We start from the raw sequence: 14,217 nt of genomic DNA, 5'->3' as shown, positions 1-14,217 counted from the left end.
GCGTCTTCTGTGTTTCAGAGGTGGTGGTCGATCAGCTGGCCAGGGCCAGGTCGTCCATCATCGCGCGCAGGAAGCGGGCAGCTTCGCCGCCGGTGGCTGCGCGGTGGTCGAAGGTGACCGACAGCGGGATGACCTTGTGCGCTTCCACGCCGGCCATCACCGGGGTCATCTGATGGCGGGCACGGCCGGCACCGACGATGGCCACGCACGGCGGCACCACGACCGGGGTCGCGTAGCGGCCGGCGAACATGCCGAAGTTGGACAGCGAGATGGTGTAGCCACTCAGTTCCGAGGCCGCGATCGAGCGCGCTTCCACCTGCTCGCGCAGGCGGTTCACGCCCTCGCGGATGCCACGGGCATCCAGCATGTCGGCGTTGCGCAGGGCCGGCACGAACAGGCCGTCGTCGGTGTCCACGGCGATGCCAATGTCCACCTGCGCGTGCAGGGTGCGGGTCAGCGCTTCGCCATCGAACCAGGCGTTCATCGCCGGCACCTTCTGCGCGGCAACCACGATGGCACGCACCAGGCGGGCGGTGACGTCGTTGCCGGGCAGCCAGGCATGGATGTCGGCGTCGTCGTTGAGCGTGGTCGGTACAACCTTGCTGTGCGCATCGGCCATCACCCGCGCCATGTTGCGGCGCACGCCCTTCAGCGGTTCCGGCTGGCCCTTGGCGACCACGCCCGGCGGTTGCGTGCGCATCGGCTTGCCCGCCGCAGACAAGGGGGTGCGGGTTTCGTTCTGAACCGGCGCAGACACCTGCGCCGGGGCCGGCGCGGCATAGGCCGCAGCGGCAGCCGGGGCCGGCGCGGCGCCGAGCTTGGCGGTGCCGTTGGCGGCGGCCTGCTTGACGTCGGCCATGGTCACCGCGCCATCGCTGCCGGTGGCGCGCACGCGGCTCAGGTCGACGCCCAGCTTGCGGGCCATCGCACGCACCGCCGGTACGGCCTTGACGCCACCGACGGCCAGCGCCTGCTCGGTGTGCACGGCATTGGAGCTCTGCATCGCGCCGACCACTGTGCCGGCGTCATCGCGCTCGGCCTTGGCGTCCTCGGCGGCGGCCGGTGCCGGAGTCGGCAGCGGCGGCGGGGTCGGTGCTGCGGCCGCAGCCGGTGCCGGCGCATGGCCGTGGCTGTGGCCGGTGTCCTGGCCATCGGCACGCTGCGGCAGGTTCGGGTCGATCTCGAAGCTGGCCAGCACCGAGCCGGTCGGAATGATGTCACCGGCCGCACCGGACAGCTTCAGCACCTTGCCGGAGACCGGCGACGGCACTTCCACCACGGCCTTGGCGGTCTCCATCGACACCAGCGGCTCGTCCAGCTTGATCACATCGCCTTCCTTCACGAACCACTCGACGATGGTCGCGTCCGGCAGGCCTTCGCCCAGGTCGGGCAGGTTGAAATTCTTGGTCTGGCTCATTTGCAGTTCTCTTCCAGCAGTTCCAGTTCGCGGGCCGGCAGCCAGCCCGTCGCACCATTGGCGCGCTCGGACCACCACCATCCGCCGTGTTCGTGATGCAGCTTGACCATCTCGCCGCTTTCCACATCCAGCTCGCGGGCGTCGTAATCGCGCAGGGCTTCGGCGCGACCGTCGTCCAGCAGTTGCAGCCAGGCGACGGGCGCCCAGCCGGCGCGTCCATCGCTGGTGCGTACCCAGGCAAACGCCGGCCATTCCTCGTCACGTACGCCTACTTCGACGATCTGGCCGGTGCGGAACCGGAGCGGGTTGGGATACTGGCTGCGGTAAGCCCCAAGGAGGCGGGCCCGCATGTCAGCCTGCCGCCACCGCGCGCTTGGCCGCGGTCACGATCCGGTCCACGCTCGGCAGGTACTTCATCTCCAGGCGGAACAGCGGAATGTGGGTGTCGTAGCCGGTAACGCGCTCGACCGGGGCCAGCAGGTCGTACATCGATTCCTCGGCCAGACGCGCGGCGATTTCCGCACCGAAGCCCGCGGTCTTCGGGGCCTCCTGCACGATCACGCAGCGGCCGGTCTTGGACACCGACTCGGCGATGGTGGCGAAGTCCAGCGGACGCAGCGTGGCCACGTCGATGACTTCGGCACTGATGCCCTCGCCAGCCAGCTTGTCGGCCGCTTCCAGCGCTTCCTTCACCTGCGCACCCCAGGCGACCAGGGTCACGTCGGTGCCGTCGCGCAGCACGAAGCACACGTCCAGCGGCAGGGCTTCGCCGTCGTTGACGACCACTTCCTTGTACTGGCGGTAGATGCGCTTGGGCTCCATGTAGATCACCGGATCGGGATCGCGCATGGCGGCCAGCAGCAGGCCATAGGCGCGCTGCGGGCTGGACGGCAGCACCACGCGCAGGCCCGGCACGTTGGTGAAGATCGATTCGTTGGCTTCGCTGTGGTGTTCCGGCGCACGGATGCCACCGCCCCACGGCACGCGCAGCACCATCGGGCAGTGCAGGCGGCCACGGGTACGGGTGCGCAGGCGCGCGGCGTGGCAGATGATGTGGTCGACCATCGGGTAGACGAAGCCATCGAACTGGGCTTCGGCCACCGGCTTCATGCCCTGCGCGGCCAGGCCGACGGTGAGGCCGGCGATGGTCGTTTCATCCAGCGGGGTGTCGAGGATGCGCTGCGCACCGAAGCGCTGCTGCAGGCCGGCGGTGGCGCGGAACACGCCGCCGTTGACGCCCACGTCCTCGCCCAGCACCAGCACCGACGGGTCGTGTTCCAGCTCCCAGGCCAGCGCCTGGGTGATGGCTTCGATCAGGGTGATGGGGGTAGCGGTCATTGCGATGTCTCCACCGGCGACAGCAGCGCTGTCGGCGGCATTGGCCTGGGAAGCGGAAGCGCCCGTCTTGATGTCATCCATGGCGCTGCTCCAGGGCAATGGCGGCCGCGCGCTGGGCCAGAAGATCCGGCGGCGGATCGGCATACAGGTAGTCGAACATCGCCTCGACCGGCTGCACCGGGGTATTGAGGTACTGGTTCACTTCCTCGTCGACCCTGGCGCCGCACTGCTCCACCCAGGCCTTTTCTTCATCCTCGCTCCACACGCCCTGGGCGGTGAGGTACTTGCGCAGGCGCAGCATCGGCTCACGGGTCCAGGCATCCTTCACTTCGGCGTCGTCGCGGTAGCGGCGCGCGTCGTCGGCGGTGGTGTGGTCGGACAGGCGGTAGGTCATCAGTTCCAGCACGGTGCCGCCTTCGCCGGCGAGGCCGCGCTCGCGCGCCTGTTCCATCGCCGCCAACACCGCGATCAGATCGTTGCCGTCCACCTGCAGGCAGTGCAGGCCGCCAGCCAGGCCCTTCTGTGCCAGCGTTTCGGCGCCGGTCTGCGCCGAGCGCGGCACCGAGATGGCCCAGCCGTTGTTGACGATGCACAGGATCAGCGGCAGCTTGTAGGCACCGGCAGAGTTCAGTGCGGCATAGAAGTCGGTCTTCGAGCTGCCGCCATCGCCACACACCGCCACCGCGACCTGCTGCTCGTTGTTGAGCTTGAACTTCAGCGCGGCGCCCGCAGCGTGCAGGCACTGCGTGGAAATCGGCACGCAGAACGGGAAGTCCTTCACCGCATTGCCGGTGAAGTCGTTGCCGCGCTCGTCGCCGCCCCAGTACATCAGCACGTCGTACGGGCGCACGCCACGCATGAACATCGCGCCGTACTCGCGGTAGCTCGGGCCGAGCACGTCGCCTTCGCGCATGCCGGCGCCGATGCCCACATGCGCCGCCTCGTGACCCAGGCAGGCGGCATAGGTACCCAGCTTGCCGGTGCGCTGCAGGGCGATGGATTTGCTGTCGAACGTGCGGACGTACAGCATCTGCTTGAACAGCGGCACCAGGACGCGCGGATCCTTCAGGGATTCGGGCAGGTCGTCGCGGACGAGCGTGCCGTCCGCATCCAGATACTGCAGGTATTCGATCTTGAATTCAGCGGCAACCGTCATCGCGTACTGCACCTTCGACAGAGAAGTTACAAATGATATGAATCGCCATGTTAAGGAACGCGTACGAAATAGCCTTCCTGCGGCGCAACACGGCGATTCCCCGTTGTACCCCTGCCGGCGGGTGGAGGGCCAATAACAACAACGTATTCAGTCGTTGCTGCATAGCATCAGAATACGCCTCCGGCTGACTGCCCGCGCAACGTCGCAAACGGTTCCACGCGCGGGCGCGCCATTGCCGGGTGATCCACGGTTCACCGCACGGCCCGGTATGGATCCTCCCGCTGCCAGCGCGGCGGCAACGCGCTACCCTTGCCGCCCCCGATCTGGTCCCGCCCATGTCCGTCGACAACAACCAACGCGATCTCGAAGCCGGCATCCACACCGACCTGCACGGCCGGCTGACCTACGGCGGCTACCTGCGGCTGGACCAGCTGCTCAGTGCCCAGCAGCCGCTGTCCAACCCGCCGCACCATGACGAGATGCTCTTCATCATCCAGCACCAGACGTCGGAGCTGTGGTTGAAGCTGCTGGGGCACGAGCTTGGCGCGGCCATCGGCTTCCTGCAGCGCGATGAAGTCTGGCAGTGCCGCAAGGTGCTGGCCCGCAGCAAGCAGGTGCTGCGCCAGCTCACCGAGCAGTGGTCGGTGCTGGAAACCCTGACCCCGTCCGAATACATGGGCTTCCGCGACGTGCTGGGGCCTTCCTCGGGATTCCAGTCGCTGCAGTACCGCTACATCGAGTTCCTGCTGGGCAACAAGAACGCGCAGATGCTGCAGGTGTTCGAGCATGATCCGGCCGGGCAGGCGCAGCTGCGGAGCGTGCTGGAGGCACCCAGCCTGTACGAGGAATTCCTGAAGTACCTGGCCCGCTTCGGCCACGCCGTGCCGGCGATGTACGAGACCCACGACTGGACCCAGCCGCATGTGGCCGACGACGCCCTGCAGCCGGTCTTCGAGCGCATCTACCAGGACACCGACCGCTACTGGCGCGAGTATTCGCTGTGCGAGGACCTGGTGGACCTGGAGACGGCCTTCCAGCTCTGGCGATTCCGCCACATGCGTACGGTGATGCGGGTGATCGGCTTCAAGCGTGGTACCGGAGGCTCGTCCGGGGTCGGCTTCCTGCGCCAGGCGCTGGAGCTGACCTTCTTCCCCGAGCTGTTCCAGGTGCGGACCACGCTGCAGGCCGCGCCCCCGCCGGAGCTGGGCTGATCCCCATTCATCCGGATCCCGGCCGGCGGCTGGATCGTTTCAGATGCAAGTTCAGCGAGCAGGCGGCCACCTGCCTCAAACGGCGTGTATTTGACGTGAACGCCACAAGTCGGTGATCCTCGCGCGTTGCTCCATTGCACATCGGACGTGCTCGTCATCCACCGAACCAGGAATCCCGCATGAGCGTAAACGCCACTGCGAACACCCCGGAGCCGGCGCTGCCGGACTTCAAGACCACGCTGGGCCACCCGCGCCCGCTGTGGATGCTGTTCATGACCGAGTTCTGGGAACGCTTTGCGTTCTACGGCATCCGCTGGGCCTTGGTGCTGTACATCGTCGCCCAGTTCTACAACGGCAACGCCGCCGGCGAGGGCGATGCCAGCCGCATCTACGGTGCCTACCTGGCGCTGGTGTACGCGGCGGCGATCTTCGGCGGCTACGTGGCCGACCGGGTGCTGGGCTACCAGCGCTCGATCCTGACCGGCGCGATCATCATGGCGGCCGGCCTGTTCATGATCTCGCTGCCGGAAGAGCATCTGTTCAAGCTCGGCCTGGCCACGATCATCGTGGGCAACGGCCTGTTCAAGCCGAACATCTCCACCATGGTCGGCAAGCTGTATGGCCTGAAGGACGAGCGCCGCGATTCGGGCTTCACCATCTTCTACATGGGCATCAACATCGGCGCGATGATCGCCCCGGTGCTGACCGAGTACCTGGCCCGCAAGGTGTTCGGCACTTCGGAAATGCCGTCGTACAAGGTCGTGTTCATCGCCTCCGGCGTGGGCATGCTGATCTCGCTGGTGTGGTTCTACATCGGCCGGGCCGGCCTGAAGGGCATCGGCGCACCGCCGGCCGGTGCCGAAGGCTTCGGTCGCATCGTGATGGTGCTGGTGGGCGCGCTGGTGGCCATCCCGGTCGCCTACTTCCTGCTGGCGACCGGCGCCACCGCGCTGGCCTGGATCCTGGGCGTGATGTTCGCTGCGCTGGCCGTGCTGCTGCTGGTCGAAGGCATCCGCGAGGGCAAGGTGCAGCGCGACCGCGTGATCGCCATGCTGATCATCTTCGCGTTCAACGTCATGTTCTGGATGTTCTTCGAACAGGCCGGCAGCTCGTTCACCTTCCTGGCCGAGAACATCGTCAACCGTGACTTCGGCAACTGGACCTTCCCGACCGCGTGGTTCCAGTCGGTGAACTCGGTGGCCATCATCACCCTGGCGCCGCTGATCGCCTGGATCTGGGTGGCCCTGGGTCGCGCCAATCCGTCCATCCCGCGCAAGTTCGGCCTGGGCCTGCTGTTCAACGGCGCGGCCTTCGCCCTGCTGATGTTTGCCCTGTCGCAGATGGTCGTGGACGGCAAGATCCCGTTCTGGACCCTGTTCATGGTCTACGTCATCCAGTCCGTCGGTGAGCTGTGCCTGTCGCCGATCGGCCTGTCGATGGTGACCAAGCTGGCCCCGGTCCGCCTGGTCGGCTTCGGCATGGGTGGCTGGTTCCTGTCCACCGGCATCGGCAACAACCTGTCGGGCATCTTCGCCGGCGCCGTCAGCGGTGAAGGCGGCATGACGATCGATTCGGCACTGAAGGGGTATACCTTCGGCTTCTGGGCCCTGATCGGTTCCGGCGTGGTGCTGTTCCTGATCGCCCCGCTGATCAACAAGCTGATGCACGGCGTCAAGTGATGAGAGGGTAGCTGGCATGCGTACGAAGCTCGGTGGTGCGATGGGGATGGTCTGTGCGGCGCTGATCGGCGCGTGTTCGCAACCCCCGCCACCCGCCGCCACCGGGCCGACGCAGCCACTGGATACCCGTCCCACCGAGCCACCGGTCGCTGACCCCAGCGAACCGGTGGCCTCGGGCAACACCCCGGTGGCGGCGGATATCGCCGCCATCGCCGGGCTCAGTGCGCAGTTCGACCCGGCCCGCGACCCCGCCGACGATCTGGCCACCGCCAAGGTGGAAGCCCAGCGTGGCAAGAAGCGCATCATCCTCGAGGTCGGCAACGCCGGCTGCGACCGCTGTCATGCGCTGGACCAGATCGTGGAGGGGGATGGCGACCTGCGCCGTTTCCGCGATGCCCACTACGTGTGGGTGAAGGTCAACGAGAGCGACGAGAAGCCCAACAGCGCTTTCCTCGGCCAGTTCCCGGAGATGGGCCGCGACTACCCCTACCTGCTGGTGCTCGATGCCGACGGCACCCTGCTGGCACCGCAGGCAACGGCGGCAATGCGCAGGGGCGAGACCTACCTGCCGGCGCAGGTGATGGCCTTCCTCAAGCAGTGGGCGCCTGATCGGTAGCGCCGGGCCATGCCCGGCGGATGCGCGCGCCGTCACATTCCCAGCATCGCCGCCTCAATTTCATCGCACGCACGCCGTTACCGGCAAGGCTCCCGGTCGACCCGACGTCGACGCACCCTACCGGAACGCCCATGCACAGCGACCACGCCGAACGATTGCCCGATCCTGCCAGCAGCCTGGGCGAGGGTGGTGCTGGCGAGGGCGTGACCCTGCCGGCACAGGACGCACTGCTGGATGACGTCGGCATCGGCGACAGTGCCCCCGAAGCGGCCCCGCCGCACCATCGCCTGCCGCAGATCGCACTGCCTGACAACGTCGTGCTGAAGGGCGCGGTGCAGACGCTGGTGGAACAGAAATCGCGGCTCGATGCGCTGGCGTCGCAGGGCCAGCTGGCCGGCCTGCTGCCGCCGGAATGGCAGGGCAACGGCGTACGCGCCATCGAGCTGTCCACCTTCATCCAGGGCGTGCTGCCGTTCCTGCAGCCGGGAGAACGTGGCGAGACCGCGGCCGCACGCCTGCCGGTGCGTCATGTGCTGGGCGACGACAGCCGTTGGGGCCTGCCGGATGTGGCCGAACCGAAGTCGCTGGCGTGGTACCTGGCCAGTGACGAACGCGCCACTGCGGGCGGCAGGGACGTGGCCGAAGCCTTTCTGGTCGGGGCGCTGGGCGTGGCGTGGATGCAGGAGGGGCGCAGCCGCGCGGGCTTCCTGCGTGCCGTGGGGCAGGACAGCCTGGCCGCGCGGGTGACCATGCTGGGCTATCCGGCGGCCACCGAGCTGGCGCTGTACAGCGTGGTCGCGCATGGCCAGTCGCAGGTCTGGTGCGTGCACGCTCGCCGTCGCATGCGTCCACTGGTCGCACCGTGGCTGAGCGTGCCGTTGTTGACGGCCTACGGCGTGCCCGCACCGGTGCCATGGCCGTCCGGTTTTCCGCCCGTGGACGCCGTTGCCGAGGCGCTGGCGACCGCGCGCCAGGGACGCGCGCTGCCCGAGGTGGATCTGGGCAAGGTGGTGGCGAAGATGGCCGAAGACGCAGCCGGCGAAGCATGGCAGCCGGTCAGCCTGCTGCAGCTCAACACGTGGTCGCCGCGCTGGCATTTCTTCCTCGGCACCTTCGTCGGCGTGCCGTCCCTGCTGCTGGTGGCTGCCGCGCTGGCCCTGCCGGGTGCGGTCGAAGCGGCCACGGTTGCCGCGTCGCTGGGCTTTGCCGGTGGCGCGATCGGTGCACTCGCGGTGCCGTGGATCCATGCGCGGCGCAAGCACCTGAGCTGAACCGTGCTGTCCTGAGACCGGGGCCGAGCCCCGGCGGCACGCCTCAGACGCCTTCGCCCATCCGTTCCAGGCCATCGCCCGCCAGGCGCAGGATCAGCGTCTCCAGCAGCTGTTCCTCCTCCTCGCTCAGGACCGACATCAGCTTGCGGGTAATCTCGATCACCAGCGGCGCGATGGTCTCGTACACCTCGAAGCCCGCTGCCGACAGGGCCAGGACCGAGCGGCGACGGTCGTCGCCATGGGTCTCGCGCTTGATGAAGCCACGCTCGAGCAGGCGCGCCACCGCGCGGCTGACCGCCACCTTGTCCATCGCCGTGCGGTCGGAGACCTCGCTGGCCGACGACCCGGGATACAGCGCCAGGATGGTGATGACCCGCCATTCCGGAATGGCCAGACCGTAGCGATCACCGTACAGCTTGGCGATGTTGCCGCTGACCCGGTTGGACAGCACGCTCAGCCGGTAGGGCAGGAACTGTTCCAGGTCGAGCAGGACGTGCGATGCACGCAGGCGTGTCGAAGCGGGATCGGCGGGGCTCATGTTGCGGTGCACCTTGCTGGTGGTTTCAAGTGTAACTATAAGGGTTGGGTCCAGACCCTGCATTCTCGCCGGGTCGTTACCTGCCCGCACCTGGTTTGTACCGATGCGGTACCGATTCGGAGCCCCGCCATGAATACCGCAGTCCAGCCCTCCTCGCATCCCAATCCGGGCATGCAGGTCACCACCTTCGAGAACCCGATGGGCATCGATGGTTTCGAGTTCGTCGAGTTTGCTGCCCCGGCCGGCCGCGGCCAGGAGCTGCACGACTACTTCCGCAGGATGGGCTTCACGGCGGTGCTCAGGCACAAGCAGCGTCCGATTACCGTCTATCGCCAGGGCGACGTCAACTTCCTGGTCAATGAAGACCCGGATTCGTTCGCTGCCGACTTCGCCGAAAAGCATGGTCCGTGCGCCTGCGGCTTCGCCATCCGCTTCAAGAAGCCGGGCCAGGAGGTCTACCAGACCGCGCTGGGCAACGGTGCCGAGGCCATCGGCTTCAAGCCGGACAGCAAGGCGGTCGGCGCGCCGGTCATCAAGGGCATCGGTGACTGCATGCTGTACCTGGTCGACCGCTATGGCAGCGCCGGCAGCATCTACGACGGCGACTACGAGCCGATCGCCGGCGTCGATCAGCATCCGGTGGGCTTCGGCCTGACCTTCATCGACCACCTGACCCACAACCTGTACTTCGGCAACATGCAGCAGTGGTCGGACTACTACGAGCGGCTGTTCAACTTCCGCGAGATCCGCTACTTCGACATCAAGGGCCTGAAGACCGGCCTGGTGTCCAAGGCCATGACCGCGCCGGACGGCATCGTGCGCATTCCGCTCAACGAATCGTCCGATCCGAAGAGCCAGATCAACGAATACCTGGATGCCTACAAGGGCGAGGGCATCCAGCACATCGCCTGCTTCACCGAGAACATCTACGAGACCGTCGAGGCGATGCGTGCGCAGGGTGTGGATTTCCTCGACACACCGGACACCTACTTCGACGTGATCGACCAGCGCGTGCCGAACCATGGCGAGGACGTGCCGCGCCTGGCGAAGAACAAGATCCTGATCGACGCCGATCCGGAAACCCACCAGCGCAAGCTGCTGCAGATCTTCACCCAGAACTGCATCGGCCCGATCTTCTTCGAGATCATCCAGCGCAAGGGCAATGAAGGTTTCGGCGAAGGCAACTTCACTGCGCTGTTCGAGAGCATCGAGCGCGACCAGATCCGCCGCGGCGTGCTGTAACGTTTCAGACCTGCACCCTCAGCGGTAGCGCCGGGCCATGCCCGGCGGCCTTCCGTTCCGGCCTTGCCGTTCCAGGAGCCCCCATGTCCACCTCCATCACCACCCGTGGCTACCAGTCCGGTTTCGGCAACGAATTCGCCACCGAAGCCGTGGCCGGCGCGCTGCCGGTCGGGCAGAATTCGCCGCAGAAGGTGGCCCATGGCCTGTATGCCGAGCAGCTGTCCGGCACCGCCTTCACCGCGCCGCGCGGCAGCAACCGGCGCAGCTGGCTGTACCGGATCCGCCCGGCGGTGACCCATGGTGAGTTCACCCCGTTCGCGCAATCGCGCCTGCAGTGCGATTTCGGCTCGCAGCCGGCCTCGCCGAACCAGCTGCGCTGGAGCCCGCTGCCGCTGCCGGAACTGCCCACCGACTTCGTCGAAGGGCTGTACACCATGGGCGGCAATGGTTCGCCGGATGCCCACGCCGGCGTCGGCATTCATCTGTATGCCGCGAACCGGGACATGGTTGGCCGCTACTTCTACGATGCCGACGGCGAACTGCTGATCGTGCCCCAGCTGGGTGGGCTGCGCCTGCTGACCGAGCTTGGCGTGATCGAGATCGAACCGCAGCAGATCGCGGTGATTCCGCGTGGCGTGCGCTTCCGCGTCGAGCTGCCTGATGGCCCGAGCCGGGGCTACATCTGCGAGAACTACGGCGCCCTGCTGAAGCTGCCCGATCTGGGGCCGATCGGCGCCAACGGCCTGGCCAATCCGCGCGACTTTGAAACCCCGCATGCGGCCTTCGAGGACCTCGACGGTGAGTTCGAACTGATCGCCAAGTTCGAAGGACGCCTGTGGCGCGCGCCGATCGACCATTCGCCGCTGGACGTGGTCGCCTGGCACGGCAATTACGCGCCGTACCGCTACGATCTGCGCCGCTTCAACACCCTCGGTTCGATCAGCTACGACCACCCGGACCCGTCGATCTTCCTGGTACTGCATTCGCCCAGCGACACAGCAGGGACCAGCAACATGGATTTCGCCATCTTCCCGCCGCGCTGGCTGGTGGCGCAGAACACCTTCCGGCCACCGTGGTTCCACCGCAACATCGCCAGCGAGTTCATGGGCCTGGTGCACGGTGCCTACGATGCCAAGGCCGAAGGCTTCGTGCCGGGCGGCGCCTCCCTGCACAACTGCATGAGCGGCCACGGACCGGATGCACCGACCTTCGACAGGGCCTCCAGTGCCGATCTGTCCAGGCCCGACGTGGTCAAGGACACCATGGCCTTCATGTTCGAGACCCGCGCGGTGATCCGCCCGACCGCCCAGGCGCTTGATGCCGGGCACCGGCAGGCCGATTACCAGCAGTGCTGGGCAGGGCTGCGCAACAACTTCCGATGAGCCTCATGCGGCATCGGTGAAGGCGTCGCAGTGCTCCAGCGGCAGGACTTCCAGCAGCCGCTGCCGTACGCGTTCGCAGTAGCCTTCGGAGGTCAGCGCGGGCAGTACCTGCAACGCCGAGTGCAGCACCTGCAGCACATCGGTCTGCGCACGTGCCTGCTGCAGGTCGCGGAACAGAGCCGCTGCCTGCGGATGCCGCTGCATCTCCAGGATGCCCAGCAGATAGATCCGTGAGGCGACCAGCGAGCGGCGCCGTTCGATCGGCGTGGCCGCAGGCGCGGGTGCCTGCGGCCGTGCAGGGGTGGGCCCGGATGCCGCCACTGCGGGAGGAGGGGCGTCGGCTTCCAGATAGCCGGCATGGATCAGCTGGATCAGCATGGCCGGCGTCTCCTGGCCCATCAGCCCGCTCAGCTCGGTGACGCTGCGCTGGCCATCGCACAGGATCAGCAACCGGCGCTGGCGCATGTCCAGCGGCGCGCGGTGCGCCTGCAGCGCGGTTCGGGCGAGATCGGTCTTGCGCGGTTGCATGGATGGGACAGCCAGGACGGTGCACGCCGAGCCTGAACGAAGGCGATGAAACAGCGATGACAATGCAGCGCCTGCACGCGGCCTGCGGTAGCGTCCGCCCATCCCTCCTGGAGCGATACCGATGAAGCTGCTGCCATTGGCTGGCCTGATGCTGCTGTCCCTGACCGCCTGTGGCGGTGGTTCGGACAAACAGGGAGCGGCCGGCAGCGGCAGCGACTCGCCGGCCGAGACCGCCAGTGCCACCGGCCCGGCACAATCGGCCGATCCGGACCTGGCGTCACGGCCGGCCAACGATGCCCGCGCCGACAGCCCCGCGCGCCTGGACGGTTTCGGCGGGGTGGCGCTGGGTGCGGGCATCGCCGAGGTGCGCAGCGGCTTCGGCGCGCCGCTGCAGGGGCTGGGCAGTGATGCGGCAGGCAGGCCATTGCCGGCCGACGACGGCAACGAGGACTGCTATTTCCTGCGTCCGCAGCAGGCCGATGACCCACGCCTGATGATCGAAGGCCGCAAGCTGGTCCGCTATGACGTGCGCAGCGCCGCCATCACCGCGCCGGGCGGCGGCAGGGTCGGCATGACCCTGGGCGAGTTGCAGGTGCTGTACCCGGAGCGTGCCGATGTCGGTCCCGACAAGTACGACGACAAGGCCCAGCACCTGCGCGTGCGTCCGGCGCAGGAAGGTGCGGCGGTGATCGATTTCGCCCTGGGGCCCGACGGCCGGGTCAGCGCGTGGCGGGTCGGCCAGACCCCGCAGGTCGATTACACCGAAGGTTGTGGCTGATCCTTGATGCAGCGCCCAGCCTCGCGGCCGGGCCAAGCGTAGAATCGCGCGACGACCGCTGGGGGAGTGCTCGATGATCGCCATTGCCATCGCCTGGTTTCTGCTTGGCCTGCTGCTGCTGGGGCTCGGCGGAGACTCCATCGTCAAGGCCGTTTCCGGCCTGGCCCAGCGCTTCGGTGCCCGCCCGTTCACGGCGGGTCTGCTGCTGCTCGGCGTGGCGACGTCGATGCCGGAGCTGGTGGTCAACGCCCGCGCGCTGGCCGTGGGCCAGCCGGAACTGGCGCTGGGCAACGCGGTGGGCAGCAGCATCGCCAACCTGGGCCTGACCCTGGCGATCGCGGCGATCGCGGCCCCGTTGCTGCTGCGCGCGCGCCTGCAGGCCGTGCTCTGGTGGTCGCTGCTGGGGGCCGGCGTTCTGTTGATCCTGTTCGGGCTGGATGGCCGCCTCGCGCGCTGGGAAGGTGTCGTGCTGCTGGCCGGCTTCGTCGTCATGCAGGCCGTGCTGATGCGCCGTGGCCGCAGTGAGACCGCCGATGTGCAGGCGGCCATCGCACGATCGGCGCTGAGCCGCACCAGCCTGCCGTTGAATATGCTGCGTGTGCTGGTGGCCGTGGTGGCCCTTTACTGGGGGGCGCGGCTGGTCGTTGGCGCGGCGGCCGACTTCGGCGTCGCACTTGGATGGACGCCGCTGCTGGTCGGCCTGCTGCCGCTTGCGATCGGCACGGCCTTGCCGGAGGTGGCCACCGCCATCGCCGCCGCGCGGCGTGGCCATGGCGACATGGTGCTGGGCCACGTGCTCGGCTCCAGCGCGGTCAATCTGCTGCTGGTGATCGGCGCGATGGCGGCGCTGCAGCCGCTGGCCCTGCCGGCATCGTTCGTGCGCCTGGAACTGCCCGCGCTGCTGGCCTTTGCCCTGGTGCTGTATCCGATGCTGCGTGGCGACCTGAAGATCAGCCGTGGCGAAGGCGTGATCCTGCTGGTGGCGTTCGTCGGCTGGTTCGTATTGGAACTGCTGCTGGTGGGTGCACCGGCACTGTAGCGCCGAGCCCATGCACGGCTCG

At 67.6% G+C, this 14,217-nt stretch carries 14 protein-coding genes; 8 read left to right on the top strand and 6 right to left on the bottom strand.

Annotated elements, in window-relative coordinates:
* Window positions 1-31: 31 nt before the first annotated feature.
* From ACVOJ1_RS09000 to pdhA, 4 genes are read right to left on the bottom strand one after another with little or no spacing between them, the layout of a single operon-like run.
* Window positions 32-1,417, bottom strand: coding sequence for a 2-oxo acid dehydrogenase subunit E2 (locus ACVOJ1_RS09000; RefSeq protein ID WP_197600272.1), 1,386 nt, complete (start codon window positions 1,415-1,417; stop codon window positions 32-34).
* Window positions 1,414-1,767 (bottom strand): SH3 domain-containing protein, encoded by a 354-nt coding sequence (locus ACVOJ1_RS08995; protein ID WP_053519854.1) that lies wholly within the window; start codon window positions 1,765-1,767, stop codon window positions 1,414-1,416. Before ACVOJ1_RS08995 ends, ACVOJ1_RS09000 begins: the two co-directional genes overlap by 4 nt.
* Window position 1,768: 1 nt before the next feature.
* Window positions 1,769-2,836, bottom strand: a complete 1,068-nt coding sequence (locus tag ACVOJ1_RS08990; RefSeq protein WP_053519853.1) for an alpha-ketoacid dehydrogenase subunit beta — start codon at window positions 2,834-2,836, stop codon at window positions 1,769-1,771.
* A complete protein-coding gene (gene pdhA / locus ACVOJ1_RS08985; protein WP_053519852.1) occupies window positions 2,829-3,911 on the bottom strand; it encodes a pyruvate dehydrogenase (acetyl-transferring) E1 component subunit alpha in 1,083 nt (360 codons plus the stop codon). The genes ACVOJ1_RS08990 and pdhA overlap by 8 nt, the downstream gene beginning before the upstream one ends.
* A gap of 335 nt (window positions 3,912-4,246) precedes the next feature.
* Here pdhA and ACVOJ1_RS08980 point away from each other — a divergent pair, with 335 nt between their 5' ends.
* From ACVOJ1_RS08980 to ACVOJ1_RS08965, 4 genes are all read left to right on the top strand, one after another.
* Window positions 4,247-5,122: a tryptophan 2,3-dioxygenase gene (locus tag ACVOJ1_RS08980; protein ID WP_053519851.1), complete on the top strand. Its 876-nt coding sequence runs from the start codon at window positions 4,247-4,249 to the stop codon at window positions 5,120-5,122.
* A gap of 179 nt (window positions 5,123-5,301) precedes the next feature.
* Window positions 5,302-6,801 carry a peptide MFS transporter gene (locus tag ACVOJ1_RS08975; RefSeq protein WP_053519850.1) on the top strand — a complete coding sequence of 500 codons (1,500 nt, stop codon included), beginning with the start codon at window positions 5,302-5,304 and terminating at the stop codon, window positions 6,799-6,801.
* Between the two features lie 16 nt (window positions 6,802-6,817).
* Window positions 6,818-7,417: a thioredoxin family protein gene (locus tag ACVOJ1_RS08970; RefSeq protein ID WP_053519849.1), complete on the top strand. Its 600-nt coding sequence runs from the start codon at window positions 6,818-6,820 to the stop codon at window positions 7,415-7,417.
* Window positions 7,418-7,548: 131 nt separating this feature from the next.
* Window positions 7,549-8,688, top strand: coding sequence for a hypothetical protein (locus tag ACVOJ1_RS08965; RefSeq protein WP_111186829.1), 1,140 nt, complete (start codon window positions 7,549-7,551; stop codon window positions 8,686-8,688).
* 43 nt (window positions 8,689-8,731) lie between these two features.
* Here ACVOJ1_RS08965 and ACVOJ1_RS08960 read toward each other — a convergent pair whose 3' ends face one another.
* The gene (locus tag ACVOJ1_RS08960; RefSeq protein ID WP_065174367.1) at window positions 8,732-9,226 is read right to left on the bottom strand and encodes a MarR family winged helix-turn-helix transcriptional regulator; all 495 of its coding nucleotides are present in this window, start codon (window positions 9,224-9,226) and stop codon (window positions 8,732-8,734) included.
* A 129-nt stretch (window positions 9,227-9,355) separates the two neighbouring features.
* Here ACVOJ1_RS08960 and hppD point away from each other — a divergent pair, with 129 nt between their 5' ends.
* Together hppD and hmgA are read left to right on the top strand one after the other, a co-directional pair.
* A complete protein-coding gene (hppD, locus tag ACVOJ1_RS08955) occupies window positions 9,356-10,468 on the top strand; it encodes a 4-hydroxyphenylpyruvate dioxygenase (protein WP_227255313.1) in 1,113 nt (370 codons plus the stop codon).
* Window positions 10,469-10,551: 83 nt separating this feature from the next.
* Window positions 10,552-11,850: a homogentisate 1,2-dioxygenase gene (hmgA, locus tag ACVOJ1_RS08950; RefSeq protein ID WP_346480340.1), complete on the top strand. Its 1,299-nt coding sequence runs from the start codon at window positions 10,552-10,554 to the stop codon at window positions 11,848-11,850.
* Window positions 11,851-11,853: 3 nt separating this feature from the next.
* On the opposite strand, the gene ACVOJ1_RS08945 is transcribed toward hmgA, so the two are convergent.
* The gene (locus ACVOJ1_RS08945) at window positions 11,854-12,378 is read right to left on the bottom strand and encodes a hypothetical protein (RefSeq protein ID WP_346480339.1); all 525 of its coding nucleotides are present in this window, start codon (window positions 12,376-12,378) and stop codon (window positions 11,854-11,856) included.
* A 121-nt stretch (window positions 12,379-12,499) separates the two neighbouring features.
* Here ACVOJ1_RS08945 and ACVOJ1_RS08940 point away from each other — a divergent pair, with 121 nt between their 5' ends.
* Together ACVOJ1_RS08940 and ACVOJ1_RS08935 are read left to right on the top strand one after the other, a co-directional pair.
* Entirely contained in the window at window positions 12,500-13,156 is a 657-nt protein-coding gene (locus ACVOJ1_RS08940; RefSeq protein WP_053515542.1) for a hypothetical protein, read from the top strand.
* A 73-nt stretch (window positions 13,157-13,229) separates the two neighbouring features.
* Window positions 13,230-14,195 (top strand): sodium:calcium antiporter, encoded by a 966-nt coding sequence (locus ACVOJ1_RS08935; protein ID WP_164151953.1) that lies wholly within the window; start codon window positions 13,230-13,232, stop codon window positions 14,193-14,195.
* The last annotated feature ends 22 nt before the right edge of the window (window positions 14,196-14,217 follow it).

This window comes from Stenotrophomonas sp. STEN225 (genome assembly GCF_056756445.1).
This window is presented reverse-complemented; position numbering and strand designations above follow the sequence as displayed.